This window comes from Parashewanella spongiae (assembly GCF_004358345.1).
GTDB lineage: Bacteria > Pseudomonadota > Gammaproteobacteria > Enterobacterales > Shewanellaceae > Parashewanella > Parashewanella spongiae.
In genome coordinates, this window is sequence record NZ_CP037952.1 from 4,314,405 (window position 1) to 4,332,416 (window position 18,012).

15 protein-coding genes are annotated in these 18,012 nt (G+C 37.8%); 7 read left to right on the forward strand and 8 right to left on the reverse strand.

Annotation, left to right across the window (positions count from 1 at the left end; all coding sequences use genetic code 11):
- Positions 1–69: 69 nt before the first annotated feature.
- Positions 70–822: a hypothetical protein gene (locus E2I05_RS17165; protein ID WP_121852906.1), complete on the reverse strand. Its 753-nt coding sequence runs from the start codon at positions 820–822 to the stop codon at positions 70–72.
- Positions 823–991: 169 nt separating this feature from the next.
- On the opposite strand from E2I05_RS17165, the gene E2I05_RS17170 reads away from it, so the two are divergent.
- Positions 992–2,116, forward strand: coding sequence for a hypothetical protein (locus E2I05_RS17170; RefSeq protein ID WP_121852905.1), 1,125 nt, complete (start codon positions 992–994; stop codon positions 2,114–2,116).
- Positions 2,117–2,122: 6 nt separating this feature from the next.
- Here E2I05_RS17170 and E2I05_RS17175 read toward each other — a convergent pair whose 3' ends face one another.
- On the reverse strand, positions 2,123–2,632 hold the full coding sequence (locus E2I05_RS17175) for a hypothetical protein (protein WP_121852904.1): 510 nt from the start codon (positions 2,630–2,632) through the stop codon (positions 2,123–2,125).
- Between the two features lie 893 nt (positions 2,633–3,525).
- Here E2I05_RS17175 and E2I05_RS17180 point away from each other — a divergent pair.
- The gene (locus tag E2I05_RS17180) at positions 3,526–4,719 is read left to right on the forward strand and encodes an alginate export family protein (protein WP_133309764.1); all 1,194 of its coding nucleotides are present in this window, start codon (positions 3,526–3,528) and stop codon (positions 4,717–4,719) included.
- Positions 4,720–4,794: 75 nt separating this feature from the next.
- On the opposite strand, the gene E2I05_RS17185 is transcribed toward E2I05_RS17180, so the two are convergent.
- From E2I05_RS17185 to rppH, 6 genes are all read right to left on the reverse strand, one after another.
- Positions 4,795–5,148 carry a hypothetical protein gene (locus E2I05_RS17185; RefSeq protein ID WP_121852902.1) on the reverse strand — a complete coding sequence of 118 codons (354 nt, stop codon included), beginning with the start codon at positions 5,146–5,148 and terminating at the stop codon, positions 4,795–4,797.
- A gap of 461 nt (positions 5,149–5,609) precedes the next feature.
- The gene (locus tag E2I05_RS17190; protein ID WP_121852901.1) at positions 5,610–6,461 is read right to left on the reverse strand and encodes a thymidylate synthase; all 852 of its coding nucleotides are present in this window, start codon (positions 6,459–6,461) and stop codon (positions 5,610–5,612) included.
- Positions 6,461–7,267: a prolipoprotein diacylglyceryl transferase gene (lgt, locus tag E2I05_RS17195; protein ID WP_121852900.1), complete on the reverse strand. Its 807-nt coding sequence runs from the start codon at positions 7,265–7,267 to the stop codon at positions 6,461–6,463. Before lgt ends, E2I05_RS17190 begins: the two co-directional genes overlap by 1 nt.
- Before the next feature lie 42 nt (positions 7,268–7,309).
- Positions 7,310–8,125, reverse strand: coding sequence for a sulfite exporter TauE/SafE family protein (locus tag E2I05_RS17200; RefSeq protein ID WP_121852899.1), 816 nt, complete (start codon positions 8,123–8,125; stop codon positions 7,310–7,312).
- Between the two features lie 90 nt (positions 8,126–8,215).
- On the reverse strand, positions 8,216–10,444 hold the full coding sequence (gene ptsP, locus E2I05_RS17205; protein ID WP_121852898.1) for a phosphoenolpyruvate--protein phosphotransferase: 2,229 nt from the start codon (positions 10,442–10,444) through the stop codon (positions 8,216–8,218).
- An 82-nt stretch (positions 10,445–10,526) separates the two neighbouring features.
- Positions 10,527–11,048, reverse strand: coding sequence for an RNA pyrophosphohydrolase (gene rppH, locus E2I05_RS17210; RefSeq protein ID WP_121852897.1), 522 nt, complete (start codon positions 11,046–11,048; stop codon positions 10,527–10,529).
- A 758-nt stretch (positions 11,049–11,806) separates the two neighbouring features.
- On the opposite strand from rppH, the gene mutH reads away from it, so the two are divergent.
- The 5 genes from mutH to drt3b all read left to right on the forward strand — a co-directional run bounded on the left by mutH (position 11,807) and on the right by drt3b (position 17,752).
- Positions 11,807–12,475 carry a DNA mismatch repair endonuclease MutH gene (gene mutH / locus E2I05_RS17215; protein ID WP_121852896.1) on the forward strand — a complete coding sequence of 223 codons (669 nt, stop codon included), beginning with the start codon at positions 11,807–11,809 and terminating at the stop codon, positions 12,473–12,475.
- A 156-nt stretch (positions 12,476–12,631) separates the two neighbouring features.
- Positions 12,632–13,642, forward strand: coding sequence for an adenylate/guanylate cyclase domain-containing protein (locus E2I05_RS17220; protein ID WP_179952729.1), 1,011 nt, complete (start codon positions 12,632–12,634; stop codon positions 13,640–13,642).
- A 232-nt stretch (positions 13,643–13,874) separates the two neighbouring features.
- Entirely contained in the window at positions 13,875–14,510 is a 636-nt protein-coding gene (locus tag E2I05_RS17225) for a hypothetical protein (protein ID WP_121852894.1), read from the forward strand.
- Between the two features lie 18 nt (positions 14,511–14,528).
- Positions 14,529–15,764, forward strand: coding sequence for an antiviral reverse transcriptase Drt3a (gene drt3a / locus E2I05_RS17230; RefSeq protein ID WP_121852893.1), 1,236 nt, complete (start codon positions 14,529–14,531; stop codon positions 15,762–15,764).
- A complete protein-coding gene (gene drt3b, locus E2I05_RS17235) occupies positions 15,764–17,752 on the forward strand; it encodes an antiviral reverse transcriptase Drt3b (RefSeq protein WP_121852892.1) in 1,989 nt (662 codons plus the stop codon). The genes drt3a and drt3b overlap by 1 nt, the downstream gene beginning before the upstream one ends.
- Positions 17,753–18,012: the final 260 nt, after the last annotated feature.

Genomic DNA, 18,012 nt, shown 5'->3' on the forward strand with positions numbered 1-18,012 from the left:
CGCTGGTATGACAAAGATTAGTACTTTCTAAATAAAACCAGATTATTTAACTTTCTACTTTTGTAAAACTCACTTATTAATGTGTATGTCTGGTCTGATAATCTCTTTTCCAAACACTTTCCGATGAAATTGTCTTGAAAGATTAAATGTTTCCATAACATCAGTCATCATAGTGACTAACTCAGGCGAACGGGCTTTCTTTTTACCGACTTTGAGCTTGCCATCATTTTCCACAATCAACTGTGCGTACAACTGCGCATCTTGACTGAGTTGTTCATGATCTTCTTCGGCCACATTATAGCGAGTACCGTAATATCGATAAGCTTGTTCTCGTAACATAACATCGTCATTGCATCCGATAATATCTGGTACAAGCGGAGACTCACTCATTAGCATCACTCGGTGAATGAAGCTCAATACTTCATCCTTACTAAAGGCATTAAATAACACCTGATGACGTTGCCATAACAAATACAGCTCTTGCTTTAATGCCACATCGGATCTGACATTAATATTCAGCGTTTCGATAGAAAATGTCCCAAAAAAGATAACTGCTAATTTTTGATCTTTTGATAATCGAGACGGCCATTGTTGATACCACTTATGCATTTTCTGTATTTTTTGATAATCAAGCTCAGTCCACAATTCGAAAAGATCATCTAATGCCATAGTATTCACGACAGAATGACCTAATTGCGGATCAGAAAATGCTTGTTTGGCTCGAGCAATAAAGCTTTGTTTTCTTTCCAACATTGCTGTCATTGAATTCATATCAGCGGGGAATAACTCTTTATGAGCATTAACCAGTGAGCCAAGTTCCATGTGTGTTTATCCTTTAATTGATATTAATTACAAGCTTAGTCGAATTTTTAATTTATTGAACGGAAGCGTTTATTACAACACGTCGATTAAAGACGTGAAAATAACTTAATGAGACTCTCCTACATTAATATGTTTAAAATATAAGCATCTATCAAAGTGCAAGTAAATTATGCTTACAAAAACTGAACTTACTGATAGTCAGAGCCTTTTTTTAGCAATGACTGAGGCTGTGCATAACAAACAACAATTTGAATTACAAACTGTCACAATAAATGAACGAACATGGTCTGCAATATTTCCGTATCATGATATAAAGTTATGTCCAATTTGCACTGATAAACCCACCTCCACAAGTATTTGCCAATTTATGGCTCACAATGTCTGCGAAGATTGCGCTCCAAAACTTCAAAAAGAATGCTGGGAATGTAAAAATATATTTGATGACAAAAAAATTATCGAAAACCAAAATTTGAATCTAAGACAACAACTCAATACTTTATTGTTAAATTGTTCAGTATGTAAAGAGCACCTCGAATACGCCGATATAATAACTCATATTAAATTCTGTTTGGTTGAGCGAAGCATATCAATAGAAAAATTAGATATAAAAAAGGTATTGATGATTATCATTAATCTTGCGGCAGAGTTTAGTAGCTCAGAGTTCAGAATATCAGAGTCAGATGCAGCAACCGTGATTACCGATTCTGTTAGTATTAATCCTGACTCAAAAACCAAACTCTTTTTTTCAAAAGTATCAGGTATTACTATCAATACTGATTTATCCAGTGATGACTTAGATCTCGAACCACTCGTTAAACTATATGGCCAGAAAATTAAACCTCAACTCATTGAACAGATTAAAGCAATACCAGTGGCATCTGTTATTGTTACTGATGAAGCACCGCTAAATCAATATGATAGTAGTAATCAGTGCTCAAAAAGAGCTTCTTTTCCTATAATTGAAGCTCAGCTATCAGCAAATTACACATATGATCTGGGCTGTAAAACTAAAGAGCAAGCCTTGCTATCTATTTTTAGAACCCTTTGCAGAGAGTGCGATATGCATAATTACTTCTCTCTAGAATTAGCGTGTGATGCTTTTATTCAGCTTGAAGAAAACAATCCAAGGGGGCCGTGGTTTGTTGATCGTATCGATGGCGTACTATTAAATTTAGTTTTTACTAATTACTCGATATGCTTCGAAAAGTTTTTATCGGTTTGGAGTGATGGAAAAGGCAAAAGAGTGATATCGGCATTGCATCTAGAAAAAACATCCTTGTTAGCTACACGTTAGCGTCTTCTATTCTGCATTAAATTTATAAGTAAGGTGCTCAATATCATTAATAAATGTACATTTCGCACCATTGAGTTCAAATATACGTGTCACTGGTTGAGCAGGCCCTTTTGCGGCCACGTAGAATAAACAGGTTTTTGTTGGTGAGTCATGAGTTTGCCCTTTATCAAGCACTTGCACCATTGAAAACAATAATGATGTATCGAAATCTTCTGACCTTCCAAGCTGGTGCCCAACGACCAAAGTCGAGTCAGGAGTAACATTCATGGCCGTCACTTGCTGCATGTTTTGGCTAATATCTGTTCCTGGCTCAATGGTATTGATGGGTTTACAACCTTGATCTAGCATCACTATGTCTCCAGCTTCATTCAAGTGCTGTACTTGGGTATGCCATGTCCCAGCTATACTGCTGAGCTTCATTTCGCTGTGAACATCACAAGGTAAGTCAGTAGCCCAACTTGAAGTTGGAACAAACAGAGCCGCTATGCTTGTAATCATTAATCTATACTTATTCATACCGTTACCTTTCGCATTTTTTGGGTAGGAGTGGCTTAATCTTACCCCCTAAGCTGACAGCAGTAGCTGAACTTTAACTGAACATCACTTAACAATATTCATGCGTGTTTTCATTTTTTTGTTAGCATGATTTTTTAGCTTAAACTCTTTTGTCATGAATAAACCAATACAAGTTAAACTGATAACAATAAGCAGTTCTTGCATTGAGTTATACGATTTTGCCCTTCTTATTTTTCTCGGCCCACTGTAAATTCAAATATTTTTTCTCTTGGGTATTTAAACCGAATAATTAGGTGGGCTTTAGTTTGACCATAAGGGGGACACAAAGGGACGCAAGCCAAGTTATATCCAGATCATTACTCTTTTGGCCACATCAACATTGTTAATTGCTTTACTCCCTAGTTAAACCAATTACAGTAATTAATCTCTCACTCAGCAAGAGATAAAGGTTTTCAGTACAAGGCGCATGTTCGAAGTACTATATACCCTAACGGCCGCCATACAAAGCTGGCGTTCAATGCACTTCGTGCTTTTGTCGGGATAATTCAAGAACGTGCAACACAGACTCCAGTACAGGCTGGAAACGAAGTAACGACAGTTTTGTGTGTCGGTAGTCTAGTGCCTTTGCTTTTTCTATAAAAGTCACTGGATACCAGCCTTAGCTGGCATGACAAAGATTGGTACTTTCTAAATCGCTAGAACCCTAATTTAAGTTTATCAAGTGACGAGAGCTAGTACCTAAATCACACAATTAACAAAACACCTATGAGTTTAATAAAAAACGTTAGAGAACCTTGATATTTGTCAAACCAATCAGTGAAGAACCTGAATATAGTGACACCATAAATTCAGAATCGATCCACAGTGAAATTAACACGGTGAGGGTAATCATAATGAACAACGCTTTGTCATGCTTTAAAAAGTCTGCTCTATTCATTTCAATACTGAGTAGTATCGCTGCCACAAACACTTTTGCCGCTGATGATACTGGCTTTATTGCAGGGAGTGAAACTAAAGTAAACTTCAGATACCGTTTTGAAAATGTTGATCAAGACGGTCAAACTAATGATGCACAAGCTTCAACCCTGAGAAGTAGAATTAGCTTTAAAAGTGGTGAAGTCAGTCACTTTAGGCTTAATGCGGAAGTTGACAATGTCACGACCATTGGTGCCGATGACTACAATGATGCTTCTGGTTTCCGTTCAAATACAGGCTACCCTGTTGTAGCCGACCCAACTGGAACCAGCTTAAACCAGTTGAACCTTACTTACAAAAATGATGGTACGTCAGTCACGTTAGGTCGACAAAGAATCAATCTAAATAATCAACGTTTTGTTGGTGGTGTTGCATGGCGACAAAACGAACAAACTTATGATGGTATTCGTGGACAGCATTCCTTTAACGATGCACTTTCTGTCGATTACAGCTACATCTATTACGTTAGCCGTATTTTTGGTCCTGATGGTCCAAAACGTGGTCTTGACGGTGACTTTCATTTCATTAATGCCCACTATAAGCTGAATAAAGATCACAAGTTTACAGGTTTCGCCTACTTGTTGGAGGATGACAGCTGGGCTAATTCTAATGACACCTATGGCATCGATTACAACGGTAAGTTTGGTTCGCTGAAAGCTCACGCCAGCTTTGCTACCCAGTCAAACGGTGATTTTGATGCAAACTATTTTGCAATAGATGGCACAATGAAATTAGCTATGTTTAATGTCACTGTAGGTTTAGAGCAACTCGGCAGTGATAATGGCAATTATGGTTTCAGTACGCCACTCGCAACAGCGCACAAATTTCAAGGCTTTGCCGATAAGTTCTTAGGTACACCCAAAACCGGTGTAAAAGACTATTACAGTAAGATTGCAACCAAAATAGGTCCTGTTGCCGTCGCCGGCTTCTATCATCAATTTGATGCCGTTGAAGGCGATCAAAATTACGGTAGCGAAATTGATTTAGTTGCAACTTATAAAGTTCACAAAACAACAACTTTGCTTGCCAAATATGCAGATTATAATGCCGATGATTTAGCCACAGATACTCAGAAATTCTGGTTGATGGCGAACGTTAACTTCAGCTTATAATTAACTTAGCAGTGTATTTGTGAGTGTTTTACGAAGGTAAAAAGGCGATACGATGTCGCCTTTTTACCTTCAAAACTACAAAATATTTGGGGATTCTGTTACAGCTTGAACTTGATATCCATTACCTGTTTCATGCAAGGTATATTTCAATGATTGCCGATTACAACTCGCATAGTAACTGTTTTTTTCCGTATTCATAACATAGAGCTGGCTCAATTTCTTACACCGAGCTGCGACTTCAAATTTTGACAATGCTGACCAAATTTCAGCGACTTTATGCCCTGAGCCAACAAGCTCGTCCGAAGCTTCAAAGTCAGCCTCAATCATTGTTGGATCAACAGGAATATCAAATATAAAACCACTATTTAAATTAACGCCACAACCACATAGTGGTATAACGCTTACCATTATCCATTGTCGAAGTTTCATAAAATCCCTTTTTATACCAATTACAGTAATTAATCTCTCACTCAGCAAGAAATAAAGGTTTTCAGTACAAGGCGCATGTTCGAAGTACTATATACCCTAACGGCCGCCATACAAAGCTGGCGTTCAACGCACTTCGTGCTTTTGTCGGGATAATTTAAGAACGTGCAACGCAGTAATGGAAACCTTTAGCCTTGCCCTTCGGGAGCTTGTATTCGCAAAAATTACTTCACAAAATTATCTCAACGTAGCAATGTAATAACGACAGCTTTGTATGTCGGTAATAACTACGTTTTCACCAATTTCGTTTGTAATTTGTGCGCATACATAGCTCTGAATTGAGCATTTAATTACTGTAATTGGTATTATTATTTAACGGTTCTAAACCAGTTTTTTAACTACAATTCATGCCTTACGATATAGCACTAATCAAAATAAATTCAGCAGAGCTCATCTATTGTTCGTTATACCGAAAACGGGTAATTAATGGCCTCGTGATGCTGATAACCTGTCACTTCGAAGTCATCCAAAGTCACCCATGTTTCAAGATCTTCAAAAGACTGAATCTTAGGGTTAATGTTTAATTGCGGCAAAGTCATTGGCTCACGTTTTAGTTGCACATCGCGCATCAGCTCAAGTTGATCTTCATAAATATGTGCATTGACAATCTTATGATAAGCCTTACCCGGTTTTAACCCTGTAATTTGTGCCATTATTTTTAATAATGCAAATACCTGAACAGCATTGAAATTACCACCTAGCGGAACATCTTGGCTTCGCTGATAACTGTTTAAATACAAAGTATTGTCCAGTATCGAAAATTGATGCTGAAACATGCAAGGGCGTAAACAACCTAAATGAAATGAAGCGGGATGATAAAAAGTGATTATCTCGCCTCGGTTATCTATTCCTTTCGATAAGTCATCAACAACTTGTCTGACTAAATCAACGCTGCCACCATCAGGCTTTGGGTAATTTCTCGCAACCGCACCATATACAAACCCCATATCATCTTCACCTTTTCGGTGAGGGTTAGCCAACCAATCACTATTATCGTTGGCGTTGGCGTTCCAAGTATTGCAACCAATAGCGCGAAATTGAGCCGCACTATCATAGCCTCTTAAATAGCCTAGCAACTCTGCAATTGCCGCTTTCCAAAAGCTTTTGCGAGTGGTAGCGAGTGGCATTTCATTTTTATCAGCATGATAAATCATGTCAGCGTTTATTACCGTTAAACAGCGTTTACCGGTTCGGCTGTTTTCAATCCATGTACCTTCATCAATAATTCTCTGACAAAGATCTAAATACTGTTGCATTATTTCTGCCCTTGTTTTCTAAACATAAGATATAGCCCGAACATCATCATCGGAGCTGACAGCATTTGTCCCATGGTAAAGATCCCGAGGTAAAAACCCAGTTGTGAATCTGGTTCTCTGACCGTTTCAACAATAATGCGGAAAACACCGTAGCCTAATAAAAACATACCTGAAACAGCACCGACTTTATTAGTCCGTTTGCTTGTCAAATACAATAATACAAATAACGCAACACCTTCCAATGCGAATTGATAAAGCTGCGAAGGATGACGTGCTAGCGGTCCTCCTCCTGGGAATACCATTGCCCAAGGTACATCGCTGACTCGGCCCCACAACTCTCCATTAATAAAGTTACCAATTCGACCTGCACCAAGCCCAATAGGAACAACTGGAGCAACCATATCAGCTACTGCGAAGAACTGGCGTTTTTGTTTCCATGCTATATACAACATGGCCGCAATCACCCCCATCAGCCCGCCATGAAATGACATGCCGCCTTCGGTGATTTTGAATAAATACAAGGGGTCAGCAATAAAATAGTCGAAGTGATAGAACAACACATAACCGACTCTTCCGCCCAAGATCACCCCAAGAAAACCATAAAAAAGCAAATCTGAAACTTGCTCTTTATTCCAAACACCATTTGATTGATCCGCTTTTCTATTAAGCAAAAGCATGGCCGCTAAAAAACCAATGAGATACATAAAACCATACCAACGTAAAGCTGGTTCGAACGTGGTACCGAACAATTCATAGGTGCCTAAATGCACCATGATCGGGTCTATTTGAGGAAATTCAAAAGCCATAAAGGATCCAATTAATGAGTAACTAATTAATGCAATTATAATTTATCTGCCAAAAGAGCTAAATACAAGCTCAAGACCAATGCAGATTAATAAAACAGAAAATACTTTTTTAAGTGTTGATGTTGGCCAAGTCATTGCCGCTTTCACGCCAATGGGAGCCACTAAAATAGAAGTAAAAGCGATACCAAATAACGCCGGTAAATAAATATAGCCCAATGTACCAGCCGGTAGGTTTTCAACATTCCAGCCAGCTATGATGTAGCCAATGCTACCAGCCATAGCAACGCAAAGCCCCATAAGGCTAGATAAACCGACAGCGCGGTTCATTTTAAGGCCAAAAAAGCACAGTAAAGGCACGAGCATCACTCCGCCACCTATCCCTAACATGCCTGAAAGCATGGCGATTGCAGTCGTAATGATAAACAGCAGCCAATTCACGGGCAAGGATAAGGCTTGCTCTTGTGGCTTTACTGGGCGCGCCATATTTATCGCCATCAAGATAACAAATACAGCAAACAATTGTTGTAATTGGTTAGCCGAAATCAATGACGCAAGAGTGCCTGAACTTAATGCACCAATGATCACACCAGGAACCATAATTTTAGCGATACTCCAAGAGATATTATTTCGTCTATGATGAGCAGCCACAGCGGATGTAGAAGTTAAAACCATATTAGCCAGTGACGTAGCAATGGCAAGAAGCATCACAAATTGCTCTTGAATACCAACTAATGGAAGCAGGTAGAGTAAAGCTGGAACGACAATTAAACCACCACCAATCCCGAGTAAACCCGCCAGAAATCCAACAAGCGTACCCAAAAGCATACACGTGCCAATAATAAAAACTAAACTATCCAATTTGTTTCTCCGCACAACAACTATTGCTGATGCTACTTCTGATAGTAACTTGCTGCTAATAAAGTGCTTAGGTTTGGGTTATGAAGCTAACTAAATCATATCAATATTTTGTTGATTAAAGTAATCGAGTAGCAACTCTCTTACTTGAGAGCCATCATCCATTTTAAGAGCTTGGCGTAGGATACACTGTAATTCAGCAAAATTAACACGTCTGAGCATGTAATTTACTTTTGGGATACTTCCGTGATTCATACTGAGCTTGTTGCAACCCATAGCAAAAAGTAAGGCTGCACCAAATGGTTCGCCCGCCAATTCTCCACATACGCTTACATCTAATTGATGTTGACGGCTGTCTAACATAATCCGTTGTAATGCCCTCAACACTCCGGGATAATAACTGTCGTACAAGCTGTTTACTCTAGGGTTATTACGATCTACTGCAAGTAAATATTGGGTTAAGTCATTACTGCCTACTGAGATGAAATCTACTCGCTGCGCTACTTGATCGAGTTGATATACAAGACTCGGCACTTCGATCATCACGCCGATTTTTGGCCGAATAAATGTTTTACCTGTCTCGGCTTGTACCTCAGCATAAGCACGTTCTAAGTAACTTAACGATAAATCAATTTCTTTTAATTGGCTCACCATGGGAAGCAATATTTGCAATTGGCCGCGATTTTGATCCGCTTGCAACATTGCTCTAAGTTGAATCAATAATAATTCAGGGTGATCGAGCGATAACCGAATACCACGCCATCCAAGGAAAGGGTTATCTTCACTTATTGGAAAATATGGCAAAGCTTTATCGCCACCCACATCAAGGGTTCGCATGATGACGGACTTATTCGGCATTGCATCCAGCACTTGTTTATAGATCTCTACCTGCTCTGATTCACTAGGAAATCTTGGCTGCATCATGAAGGGGACTTCGGTACGATATAACCCTATGCCATCGGCTTCACGAACCATTTCATTTTGAATGCCGCTTAACAGGCCAGCATTAATGTATAAATGTGCTTTTTTCCCATCTAGCGTAATTGCTGGTTCAAATATCTCCGCAAGATATTTTTTTTCTAATAACTCTTCTGCATTAAGTAACTCTTGATACTCTTTTAATACGGCTTTTGTTGGAGATAAAACAAGCTGACCTCGATGCGCATTCATGATCAACCGCTTCCCATCGATATCGGCTAAAAGGAGTTGATCAACACCTACAATTGCAGGGATCCCCAGGGCCCTTGCCATAATACAAGCGTGAGAGTTTACCCCTCCAAGTTCGCTGACTACGCCAACAAGTTTGTGCCTAGGAAATTCGGCCAAAATCGTTGCGTCAGCTTCACGAGTAACTAATATAACTTTATCTATTGAATCAAGCTTCATACGGCCAGGTTCAATCAACTGCCGCAATACTCGCTGACCTAAATCTCGTATATCACTCGCTCGTTCTTTTAAATACAGATCGTCCATTTCTGAAAACTGTTGAATAAACTTAAGTGAAACTCGGCTTACCGCCGACTCAGCACTCCAGCCCAACATCACTTCACGTTCGTATTCGCCACCGAGACTTGCATCGTCTAACAATAATTTCAGTGCAGTAAAAATAGATAATACTTCTTCATCATTTTCGTTATCGAAACGTTGAGAAACATCATCGAGCATGGCTTTTGTTCGAGTTATCGCAGCACATAAACGCTGGTATTCAATATCAATATCGACGGCTGGGGTGTCCGGCTGCTCGATAGTTATTTGTCCGCCAAGCACTAACGCTGGCGCAATCGCAATCCCCGTGGCAGCTGACTCACCTTCGAAAAACACTTGCTTGCGCGAAGCCTTAACGAGTTCTTTCTGTTTTAAACCACCAATAGCCTGCGACACTTGTGCGGCGATAGTAATTAAAAACGCTTCTTCGTTTTCAGTAAATTGACGTGGCTCAACTTGCTGAACAGCGATCACACCCAAGACTCGTTTTTTATGAATAATAGGAACAGATAGAATGGAGCGAAAGTCATCTTCTTTGATGGCAGGATATGACTTAAAACGCGGGTGTAATTTTGCATCCGCAATATTAACAGGCTCTTCCCGCTGAGCCGCAAGTCCAATAATGCCTTCAGATATAGGTACTTTGACTTTACCCACTGCTGATTGTTTTAATCCATCAGTAGCAGATAACACTAAATGATTTTGTTCAAGCATGAAAATTGAACAGCATTGCGTATTCACGGCTAACTTTGTTTTAGTTACCAAAATGTTCAATGCCTGCTCAAAATTCTGAGAGGAAGCCATTTCTTGGCTTATTTTCTTAAGCGTATTTAACAACTGTTGTCTCCTATTGGCACTATCCTTTGGCCATTAAAATACAATTTCCTCTCTACTCATTGACATTTACTTGTGGAGCAAACTAGTTCCTTCGTTTTTTCCAACCATTACGCTGGCCATCTTTTTGCTGAAAAGATAACACAGTCGGCGCAAATTCTTTCATTACCTTACGATACACATCCCTCTTAAAGGATACTACTTGTCTTACTGGATACCAATAATTAACCCAACGCCAGTCATCAAATTCAGGATGACCTGACGCATTAAGGTTTATCACATTTTCATGATCATTAAGTTGCAACAAAAACCATTTTTGCTTTTGGCCAATACAAACAGGTTTACGATCTTGCCTCACGAGCCGTTTTGGTAATCGGTAACGTAACCACGAACGACTTATTGACAAAATTTTAACGTGTTTAGGCAATAACCCAACTTCTTCATACAATTCGCGATACATAGCTTGTTCAATTGACTCGCCATCGTCGACTCCACCTTGTGGAAATTGCCATGAATGTTGACCAAACCTTCTCGCCCACATGACTTGGCCGAATTTGTTACAGATAATGATGCCCACATTTGCGCGAAAGCCGTCGCTATCAATCACATGGACTCCAATTTTATTACAAATATATAAACTGATTGTTTCATAAAGCTTGGTCGGCAGCAAATCTAGCTTTTATCTGTTTTTCTGGATAAATATGTAAAAAATCAAAAGTTATCAACATTAGTCAGATTTTAAAATTTTCTTATCCACAAAATCTGTGGATATCTATGTTTGCAACTCAAGACAAGCTTAAATATGTAATCAAAACGATGTATAAAAACCGAAAGTCACCCCGTAAAATCAAGTTAATTAACACTTAAAATACAATAATTTATAGAAAAATAAAAATAACACCAACGAAGTAAAACCTTTAAACGCTCACTTATTAACCAGAATTTGAAAGAACTTTTTACTGTAAAAAATCAAGTAAAACATATACACAAACTTAAAATATTTTTTTTGATTTAGCTGCGAAATATCGATAATTCACATTGACCGAAGCGACTTTATGGGCTATATGATGAAAAAAATAAAAGTTATCCCAATTTTCTGTGGATAACTGTGTGTGAAAGATAAGGGAAAAATTAAAATATCTAAAACTACTGTTTAAATATTTAATCATTTAGCCATTAACCGCTTGTATATTCATAAAATTAGCCCGTTTTCATTCATTAAAAATCACGAAATACGTTATCGACCATTTTTTAACCACACCTGTTTCACACGTTCATTTAAACATAATCGATTAGCAAGATTGGTATTCTATTACTTCGTTGTTACCATGATTAACATTATGTAATGAGGACAAATAACACATAATGAAATCTTCACCTCAAAGTATCGAAGAACTGTTAGCCCGAGCCGACTCAATGGCAGGCTTAACATTTGCTCAACTTGCAAAATTAAACGATCAAATTGTTCCTAAAAATTTACGTCGTGACAAAGGCTGGGTAGGTCAGCTCATTGAACACGAATTAGGTGCAAATGCAGGCTCAAAGTCAGAACCAGATTTTAATCACTTAGATGTTGAGTTAAAAACGATCCCAATCAACTCTTATGGCAAACCGTTAGAAACTACCTTTGTTACCGTTGCACCTCTTATTAACATTAGTGGGTTAACATTTTTTGACAGCGTGCTTTTTCATAAATTGAAACAAGTGCTATGGGTACCCATTGAAGGCGAGCGTGATATTCCTGTGGCTGAAAGGCGAATTGGCTGCCCTTTTTTGTGGCAACCAGATGCGAGCCAACTTGCTCAACTTAAACAAGATTGGGAAGAAATCATGGAGCTCATTGCCCTAGGTCAAGTTACTAAAGTGACAGCGAGGCATGGAGAAATATTGCAACTCAGACCGAAAGCCGCTAACAGTGCTGCGCTCACTGAAAGCATCGCTGAAGATGGCAGCATTCAATTAACTAACCCCAGAGGTTTTTATCTCAAAACTCAATTTACTACACGTTTATTAGCGAATGCCTTTGGAAATTGACACTTAACTTGATCTAAATCAGCCTTGGCACTAGCCAACGAAGATGTAGATTACATAAACTACGCTCCCTCTTATTTATATGTGTTTGAGAGTTGCGTGCGGATCAGTCATCAAATAAAAAAACTAGCATTTGCGATTACAGCTTGGATTATTGCTATGTCCATTTTTGTATTTTTTCGCTATGCACAAACAGATGCTCTACCACATTGGGCAACGTCAACAACTGACTTAAAAACATTGGCGTTTTATGTAGGCATCATTTTTGGCTGTTTACATTGGATATCTAACTTAGTTGTTGATTTTAGTGTTTTCTCTCGTCTTCCTTATATTTGTTCTTTATTCATAAAAGGGCTGTTATTGCTCATTGGTGCTCTCTGTATCGCCAGTTTGTTTGAGTTTATGGAGCTATGGCACATTCACAACCACATGGCAACCTTATGGAAAATCTCAACAACCCACGTGATAAATAGTCACTCATTTCAATTACTATTGATTTACCTTATTTTCATTCGATTTAGCTTGGCATTTATCGAACAAACCATGTTGTTAATTGGCTGTAAAGAACTCATTAACATTGGTCTGGGAAAATACCATAAACCCCGTTACGAGCAACGGTTGTTCGTTTACTTGGATATGACCGATTCTACCGCTCATGCCGAATCATTAGGAGATTATCGATTTAGCTGTTTGATCCAAGACTGTTTTAAGCTGCTGGCGGATCCTGTATCTCAAAGTCGGGGCGAAATTTATCGTTATATGGGAGATGCGGTATTCATTCATTGGCCGGTTAAAAACGGAGTGATGAATCAGCGTTGTTTAAAGCTTTACTATGACTTTAATCAAATTCTTAGTTGGCATGGAACAGAGTTTCGGCAGCGGTATGGCTTTGTACCGCAATTTAAAGCTGCCGTTCACTGTGGACAAGTTGTCACTGCCGTTGTCGGTGTGCAAAAGCAAGAAATTAGCTTTTTTAGTGACGTTCTGAACACGTTAGCACGTCTTCAAGATCAATGTAGCCTATTATCTCAACAACTATTAGTATCAGCTGCAGTTGCCATGAGGTTTGATAGCCAACAACAAGACTTCGATCTTAAAGATCTCGGTCAAATAAAATTAAAAGGGAAGCAACACTCGATGCAGGTTTATGGAGTTAATAAGATAAAATAAGTAATGAAAGTATCGTACCGAACGAAACACGGATTTGGACATAAACGTTTCAGCCCGTCATTCTAGGTAGTGACCAAAATTTTCAATGTAGCGCTTTCCAAGTTTTTCACAATCATTTGATCTGTAGTAGCTCATATCTAATCTTGTTAAGATTGACTAAAGAGCTTTAGTAGCTATATTACACAGCCTATTCAGAGGCTGAAAATAACAAAAATTATGAGACTAAATAATTATGTTTGAAAAGGGAAAATTATCATTTTGGGATTTTGGCACTTACTTAACCGTAGGGTGTTTTGCATCTTTCGCAGCCGCATTTTACATATTTTATGGCTTATCTATTCCCTTCCCGAGTTGGGCAAAAAATTTAAAAGACTTTTCTGGAAGCATAGTAATCGTTATTCCAATAGCATTTTTGTTGTTCGGAATGTTTATTGAGCCAATTGCAAATTGGTTAGTTAAACATATCGAAAAGCTTGGTTGGTTTAAGCCAAGGAACATTAGAAATAAAGAATCCTTAGTCAATACAATCAAGAGTCACCTTCCTGATGAGGACATTGGTTCAGCTAACTTATATAGGTATTGTAAAGCAGTTGTCGAGCTTAAATTTCAGAATTCAAATCACGATATCTTCTTAGCTAGATTTGGCTTTTATCGAAGTATGAGTGTGTTGCTAGCATTGCTATTTATAATCAACTGGTTTGTTTTCAAATACGACGCTATCAATATTGCGATAAATGTATTATTAGCTTTTTGTGCATATCAATTTTTAAAGCGCTCTCAAGTATTTAAGAACCATTTAGAAGAAGCTGTTTATTATAACTATTTAGCTTTGGTGGTCTCAAAGGATGAGCAACAACAGCAACAATAAAAAGAAAAGGTTTTTGACATGCTAGATCAATCAGTTTCTGAAAAAGCTATAAAGCTTTTGGGTATTAATACATGGAAAAAATTTCAACCTGATACTGAATATAGCAATTTTGTTGCTGATACCTATGAGCAAATTGAAGGAAAATTAACTGATGACGAGTACCAATTTTCTTGTTTCTCAAAAAAATCATTTAAGGGTAAAGATGGTTGGGCATTTGCGAGTGCCGCCGATGAGCTTGTTGCTAAAAAACTAAATGACAATATTCGCCGACTTTTTAAAGTTAGACCATCTGATCGACATGCCATAGTCAAACAGACAATAGCTTTAGCCAAAGACTCTCAGCCAGTTACCATCGCTCGTCTTGATATTAAAGACTTTTATGAATCATTAGATCGAACATCCATTGTTAAATTCATTACGGAAGAATGGCTGCTATCACACCAAAATAGAATGGTGTTGAAGCAATGGGATACACAACTTGCTAGCCAAGGAATTCAAGGGCTACCTAGAGGAATGTCACTTAGTTCTACATTATCAGAAATTAGAATTCGTCATTTTGATAAGCAAATGAAGCTTGATGGCAAAGTTTACTTTTACGCTAGGTATGTTGACGACATCATAGCGTTTTACTCAGGTGACCAAGCCCAGCTTGAATCTATGATGAAGGAAAGGCTAAAGGCTTCTGCAAAAGAGCTTACGCTAAACACTGATAAAAGTTTTTACACTGTACTTAATGATCCTACTAATGGATCATCGGCTGATATTGACTATCTTGGCTACAAATTAAGGATACAAAATTACTCCTGCAAGCCAAGAGTCGAGAGAAAAGTTCAAGTATTTATAAGTAATAAAAAAGTTAATAAAGTAAAAGAGCGTGTTCGCAAAGCTTTTCGTGCTTATTCCAAAGATAGAAGGTATAACCTTCTGTTAGCCAGACTGAAATTTTTAAGCGCTAATCAATACATTATCGGCGATATTGAAAGGACTAAATTAAAATCAGGTATTTACTATAACTATCCTCTAATAAATGACCATTCTCAGTTGAAAGAACTGGATGCTTTTTATCAGAAGTTTATCAATTCAAGTAAAGAGCCTGCCAATTCTGCTATGCAGCTAATAAAAAATCATGGTGGCGCTACAAACAACGTTAGGCTTAAACAAATCGAAGCTATATCTTTTCAATTTGGTTTTAAAAATAGAATGATGAACAGCTTTACCAACGACTTAAATAAAAAAATAAAGAGGTGTTGGTAATGGGAAAGGTTAAAATTGATAAACACGACCACCTTAGAGTCATACTTACTGATACTTTGCCTTATGAAGTTCCTATTAACTTTTTGAATGAAGGTGTTTACTATTATCTCAAAGAGCAAGAGGTTCCTTCAAGCTCAGTAAATCCAGCAATCGCCAACTTCATTAAAAACTTCTTTGGCTATGAGAAGTATACGAAACCATACAACTACAGAATTCATAAGAACTCAAAAAGTAAAAGACTATTGTCAGTACCGCATCCTGCGGTTCAAATTAAGATTTCGAACTTATACAGAGATTATGACTCATTAATCACAGAGCTTTGCTCAAGAAGCCCAATGAGTTTGCGAGCGCCAAGTCGTGTTGCTTCTAGATTCTACGAAAAAGAACTTGTTAATTATTCAGAGCCAGAAGCACGTGAAGGTGTAGAGATCGAAAAAGAAGGTTTTGAAAAGGAATCGAACTTTGCAAGCTCTTACTTTACCTATAAGAAATACAACTTCCTGTATAAGTATTATGATTCCTATGAATCACACAGAATAGAAAAAAAGTTTGAACACTTAACAAGGTTTGATATCTCTAAATGCTTCCACAATATATTTGTTCCTAGCTTTGGCTGGGCTGTAAAAGGTAAAGAGTTTGCTAAACGCTACTCGCAATATTTTTCAGTGGAAGCGCAGTTTGAGAAATTGATGCTAAAAGCTAATGAGGATGAAGACAGTGGAATAATAATAGGCCCAGAATTTTCTAGGATATTTGCAGAAGTTATTTTACAACGTATCGATCTTAATATTATCGAGAAGGTGAAAAGCAAGCTAAAACTGCGGTTTGACAGCGACTACACAGTTAGACGTTATGTAGACGATTATTTCCTTTATACAAAGAACCAACCTACAGCAAAGAAAATATTTGATGTAGTTTTAGGGGAGCTAGAAGAATTCAAACTGTTTGTGAACGAATCAAAAACTGAGTTTGTTGAAGTGCCATTTATTACTGGATTGACTATTGCCAAAATGGATGCAAAAGACTTGGTTTCAAAGACTTTTGAAAGTCTATTAACTGAAGAGCATGAGAAAAAAGAAGATGCTTCTTTTATCAAGTCTATCAATCCATCTAGGGAAGCAAACAGATTCATAAAAAACTTAAAAAGACTCGTTAAAGATAATGACGTGAGTTATGAGAGTTTAAGTGGCTATACGCTTGGTGAGGTAAGACGAAAGCTTTATCGCATACTTGAGGATGAAAGAGTTAAATCGTCGCTGGCAAAAAATAATACGGAGCAATTACTTAAATTACTATTATTTGTTTTAGAAATTTCATTTTTTATTTACAGCATGGATATTCGAGTCAGAACAACTTACATAATTACTCAAATAGTTGTCAGGTTGAATACCATCACACAGGTTACTCATGTGTCTTTTAAAGATAACGTCCGTAAGAAAATATACGACGAATCTGTGTTGTTGCTTTCCAAAATGAAAGATAAAGGTAAGGCCAACTCAATTGAAACTTTGAACCTTTTGGTTTCTATAAGAACAAATTTTGACGATTATCCTATTTCAGAATCTAAATTAATTGATCTATTTGATCTAGAGCGAGATGAGCAAAGCAAGTTAATAAAAAAAGAAGGTGCGCAACTTGGATATTTTCAATTAATGGTATTTTCTAGTTTTATTGAAGATAAGGCTGAGCATAGTGAGATAAATTCGTTTATAGAGAAAGAAATATTAGAAGTATTCACGGCAAGTGATAGCGAGCAAATAAGGAGTTCTACTGATTTAACTTGTATGATGTTCGATAGCCTTTCTAACCCGTTCTTTGGTGAAATATTTAAACAATCGTTATTTGGTATTATTTGTTCCAAGTTAGGACTGCCAGCATCAAATGATACGGTATTCGGATACCTTAAAAGCCGAGAGTGGTTCTTTACATGGCAACGAGATAACTTGGCTCAAATATTAATGAAAAAGGAATTGCGAAGCCCTTACTAAATGCCTTAGACTCAATACTTCAGGTGGTTCACATCGCATACATTTATGTATCGTTGTTTTCGAACAGCTTCTGCCAAGCGCAGATCACACGCTAAGGTGTGAATCATCTGTACACTTCACCATGTCAATCAAGCTCACTTTGGGGCAAAAATGCGCCAGCCGACCAAGTTGGCAAGGAAGGGGAAAAACCAATTTACACTCAATTTCATTATTTCTTGTTTGAGTCTTAGGTACAACAATGAGCTATGAAACGGCTCCCC